Origin of the sequence: Botrimarina colliarenosi (assembly GCF_007859955.1) — a bacterium.
GTDB classification, from domain to species: Bacteria; Planctomycetota; Planctomycetia; order Pirellulales; family Lacipirellulaceae; genus Botrimarina; species Botrimarina colliarenosi.
The window spans coordinates 49,127-65,280 of sequence record NZ_SJPR01000007.1 but is presented as its reverse complement, the minus strand read 5'-3'; the positions used below and the strand labels follow the sequence as shown (position 1 = coordinate 65,280).

The window sequence follows — 16,154 nt, the reverse complement described above, 5'->3', positions numbered from 1 at the left end:
TACCGGTCACGCAGGCGATAGGATCGCGGGGGACATCTCCCCTATCGTTGCGGCCCCTGCGGACGCCGCGTAGGGTTAGAATGGAGAGAGGCTCACGACCCGACCGCCGGGCGCCCCGACCGACACCGTGACGCATCCAATTCAAGGATCCATTTTGAAACGCACCTCGGGTGTCTGCCTTCTCGAACGACGGGCCGCCGGTCGGCGCTGTCTCGCCTGCTTGCTGGGTTGCTACGTCGCTGTGGCGGCGGCCGGGCTCGCCCATGCAGGCACGATCGAGCTCGTAATCGATCAAACCGATGGCGAGCTCTTCCTCAAAAACACCGGCGGAGTCGCCGACACCCTCGATGGGTACACGATCTACTCCAGCCGCAGCGCGCTGCTGCCCGCGGGCTGGACCTCGATCGCCGGCAATTACGACGCGTCGGGTGACAGCTCGGTTGACTCGATCGCCGACTGGTTCGTGCTCGGGCCGCCGACCGGGGGCTCTTTCTCCGAGGCGTCGCTCGCCGAGGGGAGTGGGTCGCTGACGCCGGGGGAAGTGGTGAGCCTCGGCTTCTCTTACGACATCACCAAGCTGGGGGCGTTCTACGCCGTCCTCACCGCCAACGGCGAGAATAGCTTCATCAACGGCGAACTCCGCAACCTGCGAGCGGACTACAACAAGGACCTCGTCGTCGATCTGAACGACTACCTCGTCTTTCAGGAGACCTACGGATCGACGATGGACCTGCGGGCGGATGGCAACCACGACAACGTCGTCAACGCCGCCGACTACACCGTCTGGCGTGACTCGCCCGAACTCGTGCTCGCCCCGGCGCCGTCGATCACCCAGCCCGCCTTTATCGAAGCAAGCCCGTCGATCACCACGATTCCCGAACCGGCCGCGGCGTTGCTGCTGCTCGCCGCCCTCTCGCCGATGGCATTGGGTCGAACGCCCACGGCGTTGCCTCGTCAGCGCTAATTCAGCGCCGCCTGCGGCGTGGCGGACAGGGGCTTGGTGAACTTCAGTTTCACATTGTCCTTGGCGTCGCGGACCGCGTCGTAGAACTCGTCGGGCGAGCTCACCCGACGGCCGCTGACGTGGCTGATATACGAGTAGGGGCGGACGCCACTCTCCCAAGAGACGCTCCCTTCTTCGACGCCGATCACCACGACGCACCCTTCTTCGTCGATGGCGCCCTCACGGGCTTTCTCCATGAGCACCGTGCCGGGGACCGCCGTCGCGAAATCGACCTCGAGCCCCCGCCAGAGCCGGCGCGGGGCGCTGACGATCTGATCGCCTCCCTCGACGTACGCCTTGCCGAGGACGACGGTCGTCTGATTCACGTCGCCAGCGCGCTCGAAGCTGACCTCGACCTTGTCGCCCGGGGGGAGGCTGCCTACCAGGAGCTGCAGCGCCTCGGGCGAACGGACCAGCGCGCCGGCGATGGATAGCAGAAGGTCGCCCGTCTGGAGCCCCGCCACCTGGGCTGGACAGCCCTGGTAAGCCTCGCTAACGCCGATGCCGACGCGCCCCGTCTTGGGATTGCGGCTCACGCCCCGGTTGAAGCTGACGCCGAGGAGGCCGTACTCCGGCTCACGCCCGGCGGACAAGGCTTCGACGGCGCGTCGCATCGCCGCGTTGAGGGGGATCGCGTAGCCGGCAGGCTGCTCGTGCCCGGCGATGGTCGAGGCGGTTGTCGTGATCCCGACTAGGTCCCCGTTGATCATTACGAGGGCGCCGCCACTGGCGTTCCAGCCGAGGCGGGCGTCGGTTTGGATCAGCGATCCGAAGCGGTGCAGTGTCTCACGGAACCGCCCGTCAGAGACCTCCAGGTCGGTGAGCGGTTCGTTCGGGGGGAGCTTCGCAGCGGTGTTGGTGATCGATCCCCAACTAGCGGTCGGCTGGCCGTCCGACTCGATGGCGAAAGGATTGCCGATCGACACCACAAGGCGACCTTTCCGCAAGGTTTCCGCCTCGCCAATCGGCAGGGCGGGGAGTTGGATCGGTTCGCTCTTGTCGCCGGGCTCGGGCGCCAGCCGCTTGCTGATCGCCAGCACCGCGAGGCCGCTGCGGGCGTCGGCGGCGCGGAGGTCGGCGAGGTAGCGGTTGCCATCGACGTCGGTTACGACGTGGGTTGCGTCTTGCTGGACGACGCCAAACTGCGTGAGGACGAGCCCCGCCGAATCGATCACCACCCCAGCGCCGCTCGCTAGAGGGGTTGGTTCGGGGACTTGTTGGAGGTTGCCAAGCCCCGCGGGGAGCATTTGGCGCCCGCCGATGAAGATTCGTGGCTGCCCCGGTCCCGGCGCCAGGATCTGGTTTCCACCTCGAGAGATAGCGGCGCCGGCGAGTTCTGGCGGCTCCGAGTAGCGCGTGATCGAAACGACCGAACGTTCGCAACGGTCGATCAAATCAACCAGCGACGATTCGATCGCCGCGAGAACCGCCGCCCCCTCCGTCGCAGACGCCCCTTCGGGGGCGGCGTGCGCGGCCGCGGTATTGCCCAGCGTCACGCCGCTGGCCAGCACCGTGGCCAGCAGCCAGCGCGGGGTTATCGAGGATCCAGACACGCGGGGCGCCTCCCTAGGCTGTCGCCGGCTACGACCGCTCTGCTTCAGAGCGACTCGTCTAAATCGCCATCGTCTTCGGCTTCTTCGGCGTCGGGCTTCACCATGCTCAGCAAGTCGTCGAAGCCGCCGGTGGCGAGGAGCTTTTCGCGGATCTCGTCGGCGATCTCGCGGTTCTCACGGAGGAACAGCCGGGCCTTTTCACGCCCCTGGCCGAGTTGCATCTCGCCGTACCGGATCCATGCGCCGGTGCGGGAGATGACTTTCTTCTCGGTCCCCAGGTCGATCAGGTCACCTTCGTAGCTGATCCCGTCCTTGTGCATCATATCGAACTCGGCGACGCGGAAAGGGGGCGCCACTTTGTTCTTGACCACTTTGGCCCGGACCCGCTGGCCGACGACCTCCTCGCCATCCTTGAGCTGGCCGATGCGCCGCACGTCGATCCGGCAAGAGCAGTAGAACTTGAGGGCCCGGCCGCCGGGGGTCGTCTCGGGGCTGCCGAACATGACGCCGATCTTCTCGCGGATCTGGTTGATGAAGATCACCGAGGTCTTGCTCTTGGCGATGGCGCCGGTGAGCTTCCGCATCGTTTGGCTCATCAGCCGGGCCTGGAGGCCGACGTGCGAATCGCCGATCTCGCCATCGAGTTCCTTCTTCGGCACGAGGGCGGCGACCGAGTCGATGACGATGACATCGACCGCGTTGCTTTTGACGAGCATCTCGGTGATGTGCATCGCTTCTTCGCCGTGGCCGGGCTGGCTGACGAGCAGCGTCTCAAGATCGACCCCCAGCTTCTTCGCCCAGCTCGGGTCGAGGGCGTGCTCGGCGTCGATGAACGCGGCGATCCCTCCCTTCTTTTGCGCCTCGGCCACCACGTGCAGGGCGAGCGTCGTCTTGCCGCTCGACTCGGGACCGAAGATCTCGATGATCCGCCCTTCCGGGATGCCTTGACCACCCAGGGCCATGTCGAGCGACAGGCTGGAGGTCGAGATGCCCTTGATCCGGCGGTCGGAGTCGGCGCCGAGGGGCATGATGGCCCCTTCGCCGAACTGCTTCTCGATCGCGGCGACGGTGTGCCGCAGGTCGTCGCTGTTCTCCAGCACGAGGTCCATGACCGACTTCTTGGCGTCGGACTTGGGGCCCTTTCTTTGTTTGGAATCGGGGCCTTTCTTAGCGGAGGACTTCTTTGCCATGGTGTCGGTCTTGGGGCGGGCGGGCGAGGCGGCGGAGCTGTTCGGTGTGACCGGCGCCTTCGATTGGCCGGTGACGCCCTTGGGGGCAGTCGTCGGGCTCTTCGCCGGGGCGTTGGGGCTCTTCGGTTGGGTCGGGCTCTTCGGTTGGGCGGTGGCGACCATCGGGATTTAAGCCCGGCGGCGACCGGGCCCCTTTATGCGGGGGAAAGGAGCGGAAGGCAAGCGGACGACCGCCAAGTCCGGCGGCCGCCAGGGTAGTGTACGCAGGAACACTGTATCGGTGTTCGGCTGTTCACGCAACACTTTTCCTGCGGCTTTCCTACCCCCCTGCGGTCGCCGACGGGTTAGCCCCTCCGGTCGTCGACGGCTTAGCCCCTGAGGTCGCCGACGGCTTAGTCGGTCCCTAGGCCTTACCTTGGATCCCCAACGGGCAGGTTGCTAGCGGATAGTAATCGGGACCCCCGGGCCGCAATTCGCTGGAGTAGACGACGATCTGGTCGATACGCAGCTCCCCCGCCTCGTGATCGGCGAGGCCGGCCAGAACGTCGGTCAGGTGGGGCGATACCGCAGCCCCCCGGCGGCCCATGCGAGCGAGCGTCCAGTGGGGGACGAAGCTCCGGTTTTCGCCACGGGGCGCCAGCTCGGTCAGGTCCTCGTCGAGATCGGCTTGAAGGCGGCAAATCTCCTCGGCCCCGTCCGTCGCGCCGACCCACAGGGCGCGTGGCCGGACCGGATTGGGGAACGCCCCGACGCCGGCCACCCGGAGGGTGAACGGCGGGTTGGCCCGGGCGATCCACTCGGTGCGACGGCAGACCTCGGCGACTTCGGCGTCCGCCAAGTCGCCGAGGAACAGCAGCGTCAGGTGGAGGTTCTCTTCCTCGACCCAGTTGGCGTCGGGCGCGTAGGGGCGTAGGCGGTCCGTCAACGCCGCGAGGCGGCGTCGGACGGCGTCGTCAGCGTCGATCGCGACGAAAGTGCGGGTCTTCGCCATCGTTGCCTCCCTCGGCTGACGTCAGATCGAAAGCATCCGCCGGTAGGCGTCGAGGCGCTCGTCGATCACTTCGCGCGTCAGCCGTGTCATCCGCTCGAGGCCAAAGCCTTCGACATTGAAGCTGGCGACGACCGTGCCGTACGCCATGGCGGTCTTAAGGTCTTTCGCGGTCAGGTGTTCGCACTGGGACAGATAGCCCATCATGCCGCCCGCGAAGCTGTCGCCGGCGCCGGTTGGGTCGATAACTTCACGGGTCGGGTAGGCCGGTAGGACGTACGACTCGGGGTTTCCCTGGGCGTCGCGTCCGAAGTACATCGAGCCGTGTTCGCCCTTCTTGACGATGACAAAGCGCGGCCCCATGTCGAGCACCGCCTCGCCCGCCGAGACGAGGTTCTCGCAACCGGTAAGGAGCTTCGCCTCGCTGTCATTCAGGAACAGGCCGTCGAGGTTATGCATCAACGCGTCGAGGTCGGCGCGATGGGTGGTGATCCAGAGGTCCATCGTGTCGGCGACCACGAGCTTGCGGTGGGGCGCTTGGGCGAGGACCTTCGCCTGCACCGCCGGGACGCCGTTCGCTAGGAACACGAGCCGGGCGTCTTTGAACGACTCGGGCACGACCGGGTCGAAGTCGCCGAAGACGTTGAGCTGCACGTCGAGCGTTTCGCGGTCGTTCATGTTGGGCAGGTAGCGGCCCGTCCAGGTGAACGTCTTGCCGCCCGCACGCCGCTGAAGCCCCTCGGTGTCGACGCCGGCGCCTTCGAGCAAATCGGTGTGCGCCTTCGGGAAGTCGTCGCCGACAACCCCCACCAAGCGAACCGGCGTGAAGAAGCTGGCAGAATAGGAGAAATGGGTCGCCGAGCCACCGAGCAGGTCATCACGCCGCTCTGAGGGCGTTTCGACGTTATCAATAGCGACCGAACCAACGACGAGCAGCGACATCCTGAGCAGCCTCTAGCGGGGGAGTACGGATTGACGCCGGCCCAGACGCGTGGCGGCGGCGAAGGTAAGAAGATCGTCCCCGCCGGGGGGAGGATTGGCTAGTGCCCGTCAGTCGGGGGCGGGCTGGCTCGACACCGCAGCGGTCGGCCGCAGTCCGCTGGCGATCCGCTGCAGCTCGGCCAAGTCGGCGCCGTGCAGCAGTCGGCCGCCCTGATCCAGGCCGCTAAAGACCTGGTTCGACTTCTGACCGCCGACCACGACCTTCATCGACACCGGTGTCGAGGCGAGGAAGGACGCCATACCGGCCCGCAGCGCGGTGGCGTCCGCGACATGCGTCGAGCTGAGCCAGAAGAGGTCGGGACGGTGCTGAACGGCCGCCGCCGCCATCGTGCCGAAGGGGAGGTTGCTGCCTAGCGAGACGGCGTTCCATCCTTCGTCCGCAAGCACCAACTCGACCATGAGCGTCGGCAGTCGATAGTCGTCGCCCGGGGGGGTGCCGCCGATGGCGATCGGCGCGGAGGGCGAAGGTGGCGGCAGCATCAGCCGCAACTCGTACAGAGCGCGGCTGAGTATCTCGCAGGCGCGGTGCTCTTGGTAGACCTCGATCTGGCCGCACTGCCAGCTGTCACCAAGACGGTGGAGCGCGGGAGCAACAACTTGGTCGCCCAGTTGGACGACGCTCATTCCCGCGACGTAGAGGTCGATGAAGAGCCGCCGGGCTTGTTCATGGTTGCCCGCCTTGAGGGCGTCGAAGAGCGCCTCGTTGGCCTTGTCCTGCGATCGAATTACCTGACCAGCGCCGACGGGCAGACCCAGCACTTCGGGCCGTACGAGGGAACGCCGCTGCTCGCGGAGGAAGCGAATCACCGCGCCGACTTGGATCCGGCGATGTCCTCCGGGAGTTCTTTCTGTCGCGATGACGCCTTGATCGCACCATCGCTTTAGCGATGACTCGCTGACCCCAATTGAGGTCGCAACTTGTTTAGGGCTAAGGAGTTCCTGCATGTAAGTTCCGCCGTGTCACCGGGGCCGAGCGGTGCGTTGGAGGGACGTGCCGATTGCCGCCGACTGCCCGACTCTAGCGCGGCGGCCCGCATCGGGTAGGTCCTTGTCTGCGAAGGCGACCTACAACGCTCCCTGCGGGTTGTCGGGAAATCCCCCCCCCCCCGTTATTGGTAGGTGGTTAATTCTTCGAACGAAATGAACGAATTGAACGTTTTTACGGTTGCTCGCGGAGGTCTGGCGCCGGTAGGTTTGAAGTGAACGAAATGAACGTTATGGACGGATCGGACGAAACTTGCCGGCTCACAGCACTGCCGTTGTCGTTCCTCCCATCCCACCGCGACGCCGTTTGGCCTAGGAGGCTCGTCAGAGCCGCTTCTAAAGCAAATTCGCCACGAAACGTTAGCCATCAAAACCAAGGCCGCCGCAAACGAGCCGTTTGAACTCCGCCGCGGGACCTCCAGCCTCGAAAGCCCTGGCGCCACTCCTATGAAAACTTCCCAACGACCTTCCCAACGCCTCCGCTCGCCCGCCTCATCCAGCCGCCGCCGGGAAGCGTCCGCGAAGGCCCGACTCACCCGGCGTGTCGAGGCCTTGTTAGAGACCGAAATGGCGTTCATCGCGAACGGCAGCTTCGTAGGCCGTCGCGACAACCTGTCCGAGCTGTCGGGCCTCGCCGCGGCGGTTGAGTTGGGACGTGGCGCCGTCGAAGAGTCGCCGTCGGCGGGGCTCCCCTCCCATCTGGGCCGGATGTGCGCGACGCCGCTGCTGAAGTTTGAAGAGGAGCAAGAGCTCTTCCGCCGGATGAACTTTTGCAAGTACCGCGCGAATGCGTTGCGATCACGGCTTTCGCGGACGTCGCCCGACGCGGCGAAGGTCGCCGAGGTCGAGGAGTACCTCTGCCGGGCCGAGCGGATTCGCAACCACCTCATCCAGGCCAACACGCGCCTGGTGATGTCGATCGCCCGCAAGTTCGCCGACGCGCGGAACGCGTTCGACGACCTGTTGAGCCATGGCTTCTCCTCGTTGATGCACTCGGTCGAGAAGTTTGACTACGCCCGCGGCTATCGCTTCAGCACCTACGCCACCTGCGCCGTGCGGCGCGACCTGTACCGCTACGTGATGAGCCGTAAGAAAGACGCCCAGCGCTTCGCGACGGGATCCGACGAGTATCTCAACGGTTGCGGTGAAGAAGCTGCTGACGAAGGCGAACTAACCGAGGCGACCTGGAACCACCTCAGCGGCTCGATTCAACAGATGCTCGGGCAGCTCGACGACCGCGAGCGGTTTATCATGACCTATCGGTTCGGGCTCGACGACAGCGGCAAGCGGGCGTCTTACAGCCGATTGGGAGAACGGCTCGGTATTTCAAAGGAACGCGTCCGGCAACTCGCCAACCGCGCGCTCGAGAAGCTGCGCGAATGGGCGCCTGAGCATCGTCTGGAGGGTTTGGTAACCTAAGCGGAATCCTCCTCGTCTTCCGAAGGTCTCTGCTCATGGACGCCCCCTCGAGCTCGGCGGTCGCCACGCTACCGACGACGACGGAGGGTAAAACGCTCGCGGAGTTGTCGCAGCAACAGCCCGTCTTTCTGGTGCTGCTCCGCCATGCGGGCTGTACCTTCCATCGCGAAGCCCTGGCGGACCTCAAACAGGCGGAGCCGGCCATCAAGGCCGCCGGTGCTCGCTTGGCGATTGTCCACCTGGGGGATTCCAACGACGCGATTGAACGAGCTAGCCCGCGCTACGACCTCCGTGACGTGACCCACGTCGCCGACCCCGAGCGCCGGCTCTATCGGGAGTTGGGCTTGCCCCGCGGCCGCCTTGGTCAGCTCTTCGGCTGGCGGGAGTTCTCACTAGGTTTCCGTGCATGCCTCCTCGAACGCCACGGCGTCGGCCCGCTTAAAGGGGATGGGTTCCAACTCGGCGGCATGGCTCTCATCGACCACGGCGCCGTCGTCTGGAAGCGGGCGCTCGCTTCGGCGTCGGAACGCCCCGATTACGTCGCCGAGGCGACGACGGCTCTGTGCGTTAGTGGGCCTGTGCGCTAGCGGAAGTCTGTGCGCGATCGGAAGCAATCGGGGCTGATCGCGAATAAGCCCACGACGTTTCGGTGGGCGTGGCGATCGGCGAGCATGGCGAGGGCCATCGGATATCCGCTACGATGCGGCCATAGACGGTGACCTTCACCCCCGCACAAAACTTGCCGGAGTGCTCGATGCGATCCCTCGCCGCACTGTTGTTGTCCGCTCTCGCTGTGGTCGCTCTGTGTCCCGGTCGTTCATCGGCGAATCCAATGGCGCCGGAGACGCCCGCAGCCCCGACCTCAAAGACCCCGGCGTCAGACACGGAGTCGTCACACGAAACGGCGGAGGCCGACGTGCTGCGGGTTTTCTCCGCGGAGGACGACGGCCACCGCTTCGTCGCTTACCTCGTCAGTTGGAAGGGGCGCGAGGTCGTGGTCTCCGACCCGATCAGCCGGAGCGACTACGCGGTCGGGGACTCGATTCGTTTCTTGGTGCACAAGGGCCGCCTCCGAGCGCGAGAGGGCCAACCGAGGATCGCGCCGCTGGGATTCCTTCTCACGCCGGCGATGCCGGAGATGGCGGATCGACAACCGTCAACTGACGAAGAGAAACGCGGGATGCGGGTGGCCAGGGGCGATCTCGACGCGGCGACCAACCCGCGCGAGCGGTTCTACGCCCTCGGCGCCGCCGCGATGCGCGCGATGGATCAGGGATCGATCGACGAGGCGCGTCAGCTGGCCGTCGAGTTAGAGAAGATGACGCCCCTCTACCAACGCGACTGGAACTACGGCAACGCGATTCAAGACGCGAATCAGGTGCTGGGCCGGATCGCCCTCGCCGACGGCAATGTCGAAGAAGCGAAAGGGCGGCTGCTCGCTTCGGCCGAGAGCAAGGGTTCGCCGCAGATGAACTCATTCGGACCGAACATGAAGTTGGCCAAGGAGCTGCTCGAGCAGGGCGAGAAGGAAACCGTGCTTGAATACTTCCAGCGCTGCCGCAAGTTCTGGGCAATGGGTGGCGAGAAGCTGTCCGAATGGACCGATCAAGTCGAACGGGGCGAGACGCCGGAGTTCGGAGCCAACCTCGATTACTAAGATTCGAGAGCCGCACGCCTCAGCAGACCATCGCCATCCTCAGCCCGTCGGCGTCGGCCGGTGGCTTCGGTGGCAGCGATTCGGCTTCTCCCGCCGCGGCGCGGGCTGCGGCGGTCCAGCACGCCATGGCGTCGAGCGCATCGTCAACGCCGACACGCCGGCTCGCGGCCGCTTGCGTGAGGACACGATCAACCGCCTCGGCGCCGAAAGCCTCGGCGAGCAGTCGGCGTCGCTGGACGGAGCCGGCGATTGACTTCTTGGGCTCCCCGAGGGCGGCGCCGCCAGCGAGCCGTTGGAAACAAAGCTCGGGATGGCTCTCAAAGAGCCGGCGGCGGAGTCTCGGCTCAGCGATCAGCAGGGACCGTGTCTCGCGGATCTTTGGACCGATATGCCACGCCTGCTTCGAGATTTTCTTGCCACTCGCCGCGGCCGCCAGACGGCAAGCCTCGGGGTAATCGACGTCGGCGACCGCACAGCGGGGCGGGGCGGAGAAGACGCTCACCGCCCGCCGCGGTCCGAGCCGCCGCCGGGCGAGCCCGTCGCATTCGCGCGGCCCGTCTTCGGCCAGCCCGATCGGGATATCGACCGCCCATGCGACGACCCCCGGGTGCAAGTCGATGAGTTCGCGCAACGAGCTGGCGACCGATAGCCAGATGGCGTCGCCTTGGAGCGGACCGACCGCCGCGACCCACCCCCGCGGGCAGCCGTCGACGCCGGCGACCAGCGGGGCATTCCTCGTCATCGACGGCTCATTCGGTGGCGCCGGCCGATTGCTGGCCGGTCAGCCGCGAGGCGTCGCGGTTGTCGGCGATCCAGTCCTCGCGCGAGTAGGTGATCACCGACGAGTCGGTCTCGCGCACCTCGAGGTGGGCGAGGCGGAAGCCCATCTCGGTGATCTCGCTGAAGAGCATGAACGCCAGGTTCTCGACCGTGGTCGGGGCGTCGAACACCTTGAAGCGGAACCGCTCGCCGGTCCGCCGCTCGTGGTCCTGCAGCGTCTCGTAGAGGGGGTCGGTCCGGTTGATAAGCATCCCGTGATCGTAGTGCTCCTTGAGGTGCGGCTCGATCTTGGCGTCGAAGTCGCCGAAGAGCGTCGTCAACGCGCCGGTCCGCTCGACCTCGAAGTGGCACACGAGTCCGTAGCGGTGCCCGTGCAGGTTGTGGCACTTGTCCTGCAGCTCTTCGTTGCGATGAGCCGCGTAGAACTTGTACTGCTTCTGAATAATCATGGGACGGCGGAGCTTGGATAGCGGAGTGCGGATTGGCGAGAGACCGAGGTTCGCTTGCGATTCATTCCGCAATCCGAAATCCCCAATCCGCAATCGCTTCATCCGTTGTTGATAAGCGACATGACTTCGGCGCGGCTCGCTTGGTTCGTCTTAAAGACGCCGCGCAGCGCGCTGGTGACGGTGCTGCTGCCGTGTTTCTTGACGCCGCGGATGCTCATGCAAGAGTGCTCGGCGCGGACGACGACTGCGACGCCGGCGGAGTCGAGCTTCGATTCCACCAGGTCGGCGACGGTCTGCGTCATCCGCTCTTGGACTTGCGGTCGCCGCGAGACCTCTTCGACGACGCGGGCCAGCTTGCTGAGGCCCGTGACGCGCCCGTTAGGGAGGTACGCCACGTGGGCGACGCCGCTGAACGGGAGCAGGTGATGCTCGCACATGCTCGTGAAGCGGATGTCGCGGACTAGCACGATCTCGTCGTAGGACTCGGGGAAGGTGACGTCGAGGTGCCGGCCGGGGTCTTTCGTGAGCCCCTCGAACATCTCGGCGTACATCTTCGCGACGCGCCGCGGGGTCTCGAGCAGGCCCTCGCGATCGGGGTCCTCGCCGACGGCGAGGAGGATCGTGCGGACGGCGCCTTTGATCGCCTCGAGGTCGACGTTGGGGTAGTCGGAACCCGTTGGTGTTGTGGAGTCCTTCACCGATTCGATGCGGTTAGACGAACAGCAATTGCCGTTCGAGGAGGGGCGTCCGCCGGCTGTCGCGCCGGATTCAAAAGCCACTGACATGCCGGGGTCTCCGTGTGTTTGGGGGACCCAGGCCGCCTGGCCGTGAGGATAAGTCCCCGTCAATTAGGACCGCTCCCTTTCTTGGAAAGGGCCGGAAGCGAGTGGCGACGCGGCGGGGCTGGTCGGAGCCCGATCGGTGCGACCTGCTTGCGATCAGGTAACTGTAGGTAAACGGACCGCCGAGACAACCGGTCGGGCCTGACGGGGGCGGAAAAGGACCGAGCCCGTCCGCCGGTAGGCCGGCGGACGGGCTCGGGAAGACTTTGCGGCCTGAGGAAGAGGCCTTCAAGCCCCTGTGGGGCCTCACGCCTTGGTGGCGTACTCGGTCGAGAAGAACGACTTCGAGTCGTTGACGGTCGGCTTGATCGTCGCGGCGCCCGACTTCCAGTTGGCGGGGCAGACCTCGCCATTCTTCTCGAAGTACTGCAGGGCTTCGACCATACGGAGCGCCTCGGCGACGCTGCGGCCGAGCGGCAGGTCGTTGACCACCTGGTGGCGGACAATGCCCTTCTCGTCGATCAGGAACAGCCCCCGCAGGGCGATCCCGCCCGGCAGCAGCACGCCGTACGACTCGGCGATCTCTTTGGTCAGGTCGGCCACCAGCGGGTAGGCGGTCTTGCCGATACCGCCGTGCTCGCGCGGCGTGTTGGTCCAGGCGAGGTGCGTGAAGTGGCTGTCGACCGAGACGCCCAGGATCTGCACGCCGAGCTTCTCGAACTCGCCGGCGGCGTCGGAGAAGGCGATGATCTCGGTCGGGCAGACGAACGTGAAGTCGAGCGGCCAGAAGAACAACAGCACGTGCTTGCCGCGGTAGTCGGAGAGCTTCACTTCCTTGAACTCGCCATTGGGCATCACGGCCTGGGCGGCGAAGTCGGGGGCTTCCCGCTGAACCAGAGAGGCGGGGGGGAGCTCGAATTCCTCGTAGCTGTCGATATCGCTCATGGCTGAGCTCCTATAACGGTGGGCCGGTAAGACGGTGGGGCAGGAAACGCCCGACGGGCGGGAAAATGCGTTTGGATTCCGTAGTTATAGACCCCCACAGGGGCCTCACAAGTGCCGCCAGCCATGCGCCGTCCGTATACGAGCCATGCGGCCTACGCCCGCGGCTTGTCGGGTGCTTCGGCCAGCCGTTCGCGGAGGGCGTCGGCCTGCCGGCGGATCGCCGCGACCTCGTCGGGGGCTTTCCGGTCGAGGTTCTTGAGCTGCATCGCCATCCGGTTGTTCCCGGCGAGCCGGTCACGGTGGCGGGCCAGGAAGTCCCAATAGAGCGTCGTGAAGGGGCACGCCTCGTCGCCGATCGCCTTGGCGGGGTCGTAGACGCAGCCGCCGCAGTAGTTGCTCATCCGGTCGATGTACTTGCCGGTTGCACAGTACGGCTTGCTCGCCATCAGCCCGCCGTCGGCGTACTGGGACATTCCCAGGGTGTTGGGCAGTTCGACCCACTCGATGGCGTCAACGTAGACCGCCAGGTACCACTCGTGGACCCGCCGCGGATCGACGCCCAGGAGCATCGCGAACAGCCCCGTCACCATCAGCCGCTGGATGTGGTGCGCGTAGCCGTAGCGGAGCGTCTGGCCGACCGCGTCGCGGAGACACGCCATGTCGGTTTCGCCGGTCCAGTAGAAGGCGGGCAGCGGTTGGTCGGCGCCGAGCGTGTTCCGGTCGAGGTACGCCGGCATGTGGTTCCAGTAGACGCCCCGGACGTACTCGCGCCAGCCGAGGATCTGGCGGACAAACCCCTCGACCGCGGCTAGGGGCGCGTCGCCAGCGTGGTAAGCGGCGACGGCGGCCTCGACCACTTCACGGGGATTGAGCAGCTTCACGTTCAACGCCGCGGAGAGCCGCGAGTGGTAGAGCCAAGGCTGGTCGGTCCACATCGCGTCTTGATAGTTCCCGAAATCGGGCAGCCGATGCTTCACAAAGTCGGTCAGCGCGCGGCGGGCGTCGCCGACCGTGACGGGCCAGTCGAAGTCGTCGAGTTCGCCCGGGTGATCGGCGAAGCGCTCGTTGACGAGATCGACCACCGCCTGCGTCGTGTTGTCGGGGTTGCTGCGACGGGGCTGCCGCAACGCGCCTGGGCCCTTCTTGCCGAAGGCGCCGCGGTTCTCTTTGTCAAAGTTCCAGGCCCCGCCGACGGGGTCGCCCTCGTCCATGAGCACGTTGAAGCGTTTTCGCAGTTCGCGATAGAAGTACTCGAGCCGCACTTGCTTGCGGCCCTCGGCGTGGGCGGCAAAGTCGGCGGGCGTCGTGTAAAAGTGCGAGTCGTCAAGCTCGACGAGTTCAAGGCCCGCTTCCTCGGCGACGCGGCGCATGTCGTCCTGCACCCGCCAGTAGCCCGGATGGACTACCGCGAGCCGTTCTGGCTTGAGCCGATCGATCGCGTCGCGGAGCGCCGCCGCGAGGGTCTCTTCGCCGCCGACCTTCGTACGGCCATCCGACTTGGCGGGGAGTTCGCGATAGTCGACGCGGCGCCCTGCTTCGCGCAATTCGTCGCGGAAGTGCCGCATCGCCGAGAGGAAAAAGGCGGTGCGAACCTTGTGCGACCAGACGTGTGTCGACTCGCCCGCGACCTCGGCCATCCAAATGATGTCGTGCTGCGGATCGAAGTCATCGAAGATCGCCGACTCCCGATCGAGCTGATCGCCAAGGACAATCGTTAAGGTCTTCGTCTTCGGCATAAAATTCACCGCGGAGGACGCGGAGAGCGCGGAGTTCTTCGAGCGTCACCCTTGATCTTCGCGCTCTCCGCGTCCTCCGTGGTTAGTCAGAAAAGCGAGCGCTCTGCGTCGGCGGCGTAGCGTTTGACGTAGTCCTTGACGCGCACCTTGCGGGCCGTGTTGTCGCAGGTCATGTAGCGGATCTTGCCGAAGATCGGCCGCTCGGGCCCCCAGGCCCGGTCGTAGCGCCCGAGCACCCAGAAGATGCCGGAGTAGCTGTTGGGGTTGCGACCGTCGAGCGCGTACTTGTTGTTGAGCTCGATCATGATTCGCAGCGCTTCGCGCGGCGATTCGCTCCAGTGAAGGATCTTCTTTCCCCACAGCATGCGGAGGTAGTTGTGGATGCGGCCCTCCCGCACCAACTGCCGCTGGGCCGCGTTCCACAACTCGTTGTGGGTGCGGGCCTGCTCGAACTCTTCGAGTGTGTAGACCCGTTCTCGCTCGTCCGCGGCGTGTTCGTCGAGCGTGTCTTGCGCCCACTCCGGGAGTGACTCGAAGCGATCGTAGTCCGACCGCTTGCTCGTCATGTTGAAGCCGACTTCGCGCCACGTGATGAGCTCGTCGAGGAACGCCTCGGCCGTTTGACTCATCCCCCACCAGCCTTCGCGGGCGCCGGTTGGCTTTTTGGCCAGACGCGACGGGTTCCACTCCTCGTGCTCGGCGACAGCGGCGAAGGTCTCGTGGGCCGAGAGGTGCCCCCAGTGGAGATAAGCCGACAACTCGCTGGCGGCGTCCTCCTCGGGTTGGTTGCGGAGCTCGCCGTAGCCCTCGAGCCGCTTGCCGAGGAAGCGGTCGAGCGCCTCGCCGGCGGCCAGGTAGCCCCCCGGTTCGCGCTCGACCGGCTTCACGTTGTGATCGATCGGGAGCGATGCGATCAATTGCACCGGCTCTTCGAGATCGGCGTCGCCGACGGGGCGCCACTTTGCTTGTACCGAGTCGATCACGCCCGCCGCCGAAGGGAGCCGCGTCCCTTGCAGCGGCGCCGGCTTGGGGAGTTCGCTCAGGTGGGGCGCCAAGTCCTTGTGGAGTTGGCGGCGGAAGTCAAACGCCCGGCTGAAGACCTTGTCGGTCGCCCGCATCGGATAGAGGCCGTTGGAATCGACGAGCTCGTACCGGCAGGGGATCGCCCGCCGGGCGGCGCGGGCCTGAGCCGGGAGGAAGAAGCTGGGAAAGTCGTCGCCCACGACGACGCACGCCCGCTCGGCGAGCGCGGCGAGCAATCCCGACGCGGAGCCGGGCGACGGCTCCAGATAGGGGTAGTAGGCGACGCTGTCGATTCCGGCGAAGGCGTCGCGGTTGTCCCGCATCCCCGCCACGACGAACGCGTGGAAGCGATCGCACGCCCAGTGGTAGTCGACCCGAAAGGCCTCGAAAACAACTAGCGGCTTGTCGAGGGCCCGCGCCCAATCGACCGCGCGCTCCAGCGAGAAGTTCCACCGGGGGCGGCGGAACGCGGTCATCCAGTACAGGACATACGCGCCGGAATCGCTGGCGTCGCCCCATCGCTCGCCGTGCCCGGAGCGGAGACGAATTTCGGGAACGGCCGAGTCGATCTTTGCCATGCTTTCAGATAGGGGAACCACGATGGAACGACGGAACCAACGCTTCTCATCGCGCCAGTCCTAAG

Annotated in this window: 15 protein-coding genes; 4 read left to right on the top strand and 11 right to left on the bottom strand. The window is 65.9% G+C overall.

All coding sequences use genetic code 11. The features are described 5' to 3' along the window. Nucleotides 1-154: 154 nt before the first annotated feature. Nucleotides 155-964 (top strand): hypothetical protein, encoded by an 810-nt coding sequence (locus Pla108_RS18500; protein ID WP_146446465.1) that lies wholly within the window; start codon nt 155-157, stop codon nt 962-964. Here the strand turns inward: Pla108_RS18500 and Pla108_RS18495 are convergent. The 5 genes from Pla108_RS18495 to Pla108_RS18475 form a co-directional block, all read right to left on the bottom strand. Next, complete coding sequence (locus Pla108_RS18495) at nt 961-2,556, bottom strand: S1C family serine protease (RefSeq protein ID WP_146446464.1); 1,596 nt, start codon at nt 2,554-2,556, stop codon at nt 961-963. The two genes, Pla108_RS18500 and Pla108_RS18495, sit on opposite strands and share 4 nt — an antisense overlap. Before the next feature lie 44 nt (nt 2,557-2,600). Continuing rightward, the gene (recA, locus tag Pla108_RS18490; RefSeq protein WP_390616058.1) at nt 2,601-3,746 is read right to left on the bottom strand and encodes a recombinase RecA; all 1,146 of its coding nucleotides are present in this window, start codon (nt 3,744-3,746) and stop codon (nt 2,601-2,603) included. Nucleotides 3,747-4,149: 403 nt separating this feature from the next. Next, the gene (gene thpR / locus Pla108_RS18485) at nt 4,150-4,737 is read right to left on the bottom strand and encodes an RNA 2',3'-cyclic phosphodiesterase (RefSeq protein WP_146446463.1); all 588 of its coding nucleotides are present in this window, start codon (nt 4,735-4,737) and stop codon (nt 4,150-4,152) included. 21 nt (nt 4,738-4,758) lie between these two features. Then, nucleotides 4,759-5,676 (bottom strand): PfkB family carbohydrate kinase, encoded by a 918-nt coding sequence (locus Pla108_RS18480; protein WP_146446462.1) that lies wholly within the window; start codon nt 5,674-5,676, stop codon nt 4,759-4,761. 108 nt (nt 5,677-5,784) lie between these two features. Continuing rightward, a complete protein-coding gene (locus Pla108_RS18475; RefSeq protein ID WP_146446461.1) occupies nt 5,785-6,681 on the bottom strand; it encodes a B12-binding domain-containing protein in 897 nt (298 codons plus the stop codon). Nucleotides 6,682-7,287: 606 nt separating this feature from the next. Here Pla108_RS18475 and Pla108_RS18470 point away from each other — a divergent pair. The 3 genes from Pla108_RS18470 to Pla108_RS18460 all read left to right on the top strand — a co-directional run bounded on the left by Pla108_RS18470 (nt 7,288) and on the right by Pla108_RS18460 (nt 9,796). Beyond that, the gene (locus tag Pla108_RS18470) at nt 7,288-8,139 is read left to right on the top strand and encodes a sigma-70 family RNA polymerase sigma factor (RefSeq protein WP_197526691.1); all 852 of its coding nucleotides are present in this window, start codon (nt 7,288-7,290) and stop codon (nt 8,137-8,139) included. A gap of 35 nt (nt 8,140-8,174) precedes the next feature. Continuing rightward, nucleotides 8,175-8,726, top strand: a complete 552-nt coding sequence (locus tag Pla108_RS18465; protein WP_146446459.1) for an AhpC/TSA family protein — start codon at nt 8,175-8,177, stop codon at nt 8,724-8,726. 167 nt (nt 8,727-8,893) lie between these two features. Next, on the top strand, nt 8,894-9,796 hold the full coding sequence (locus tag Pla108_RS18460) for a hypothetical protein (protein WP_146446458.1): 903 nt from the start codon (nt 8,894-8,896) through the stop codon (nt 9,794-9,796). Nucleotides 9,797-9,815: 19 nt separating this feature from the next. Here the strand turns inward: Pla108_RS18460 and Pla108_RS18455 are convergent, their stop codons facing one another. The 6 genes from Pla108_RS18455 to Pla108_RS18430 all read right to left on the bottom strand — a co-directional run bounded on the left by Pla108_RS18455 (nt 9,816) and on the right by Pla108_RS18430 (nt 16,089). Continuing rightward, complete coding sequence (locus tag Pla108_RS18455; RefSeq protein WP_146446457.1) at nt 9,816-10,538, bottom strand: DUF429 domain-containing protein; 723 nt, start codon at nt 10,536-10,538, stop codon at nt 9,816-9,818. 7 nt (nt 10,539-10,545) lie between these two features. Beyond that, nucleotides 10,546-11,025: a 6-pyruvoyl trahydropterin synthase family protein gene (locus tag Pla108_RS18450; RefSeq protein ID WP_197526690.1), complete on the bottom strand. Its 480-nt coding sequence runs from the start codon at nt 11,023-11,025 to the stop codon at nt 10,546-10,548. A gap of 98 nt (nt 11,026-11,123) precedes the next feature. After that, the gene (folE, locus tag Pla108_RS18445) at nt 11,124-11,810 is read right to left on the bottom strand and encodes a GTP cyclohydrolase I FolE (RefSeq protein WP_146446455.1); all 687 of its coding nucleotides are present in this window, start codon (nt 11,808-11,810) and stop codon (nt 11,124-11,126) included. 303 nt (nt 11,811-12,113) lie between these two features. After that, nucleotides 12,114-12,752 carry a peroxiredoxin gene (locus Pla108_RS18440; RefSeq protein ID WP_146446454.1) on the bottom strand — a complete coding sequence of 213 codons (639 nt, stop codon included), beginning with the start codon at nt 12,750-12,752 and terminating at the stop codon, nt 12,114-12,116. 152 nt (nt 12,753-12,904) lie between these two features. Then, nucleotides 12,905-14,488 carry a cryptochrome/photolyase family protein gene (locus Pla108_RS18435; protein WP_146446453.1) on the bottom strand — a complete coding sequence of 528 codons (1,584 nt, stop codon included), beginning with the start codon at nt 14,486-14,488 and terminating at the stop codon, nt 12,905-12,907. A gap of 86 nt (nt 14,489-14,574) precedes the next feature. Continuing rightward, nucleotides 14,575-16,089: a deoxyribodipyrimidine photolyase gene (locus tag Pla108_RS18430; RefSeq protein ID WP_146446452.1), complete on the bottom strand. Its 1,515-nt coding sequence runs from the start codon at nt 16,087-16,089 to the stop codon at nt 14,575-14,577. Between the last annotated feature and the right edge of the window lie 65 nt (nt 16,090-16,154).

What these genes read in the sequence shown, in the direction of transcription:
- Pla108_RS18465 (WP_146446459.1), top strand. Translation starts at nt 8,175, where the DNA reads ATGGACGCCCCCTCGAGCTCGGCGGTCGCCACGCTACCGACGACGACG.
- Pla108_RS18450 (WP_197526690.1), bottom strand. Translation starts at nt 11,025, where the DNA reads ATGATTATTCAGAAGCAGTACAAGTTCTACGCGGCTCATCGCAACGAA.
- Pla108_RS18460 (WP_146446458.1), top strand. Translation starts at nt 8,894, where the DNA reads ATGCGATCCCTCGCCGCACTGTTGTTGTCCGCTCTCGCTGTGGTCGCT.
- Pla108_RS18455 (WP_146446457.1), bottom strand. Translation starts at nt 10,538, where the DNA reads ATGACGAGGAATGCCCCGCTGGTCGCCGGCGTCGACGGCTGCCCGCGG.
- Pla108_RS18440 (WP_146446454.1), bottom strand. Translation starts at nt 12,752, where the DNA reads ATGAGCGATATCGACAGCTACGAGGAATTCGAGCTCCCCCCCGCCTCT.
- Pla108_RS18475 (WP_146446461.1), bottom strand. Translation starts at nt 6,681, where the DNA reads ATGCAGGAACTCCTTAGCCCTAAACAAGTTGCGACCTCAATTGGGGTC.
- Pla108_RS18435 (WP_146446453.1), bottom strand. Translation starts at nt 14,488, where the DNA reads ATGCCGAAGACGAAGACCTTAACGATTGTCCTTGGCGATCAGCTCGAT.
- recA (WP_390616058.1), bottom strand. Translation starts at nt 3,746, where the DNA reads ATGGCAAAGAAGTCCTCCGCTAAGAAAGGCCCCGATTCCAAACAAAGA.
- thpR (WP_146446463.1), bottom strand. Translation starts at nt 4,737, where the DNA reads ATGGCGAAGACCCGCACTTTCGTCGCGATCGACGCTGACGACGCCGTC.
- Pla108_RS18430 (WP_146446452.1), bottom strand. Translation starts at nt 16,089, where the DNA reads ATGGCAAAGATCGACTCGGCCGTTCCCGAAATTCGTCTCCGCTCCGGG.
- Pla108_RS18480 (WP_146446462.1), bottom strand. Translation starts at nt 5,676, where the DNA reads ATGTCGCTGCTCGTCGTTGGTTCGGTCGCTATTGATAACGTCGAAACG.
- Pla108_RS18470 (WP_197526691.1), top strand. Translation starts at nt 7,288, where the DNA reads ATGGCGTTCATCGCGAACGGCAGCTTCGTAGGCCGTCGCGACAACCTG.
- folE (WP_146446455.1), bottom strand. Translation starts at nt 11,810, where the DNA reads ATGTCAGTGGCTTTTGAATCCGGCGCGACAGCCGGCGGACGCCCCTCC.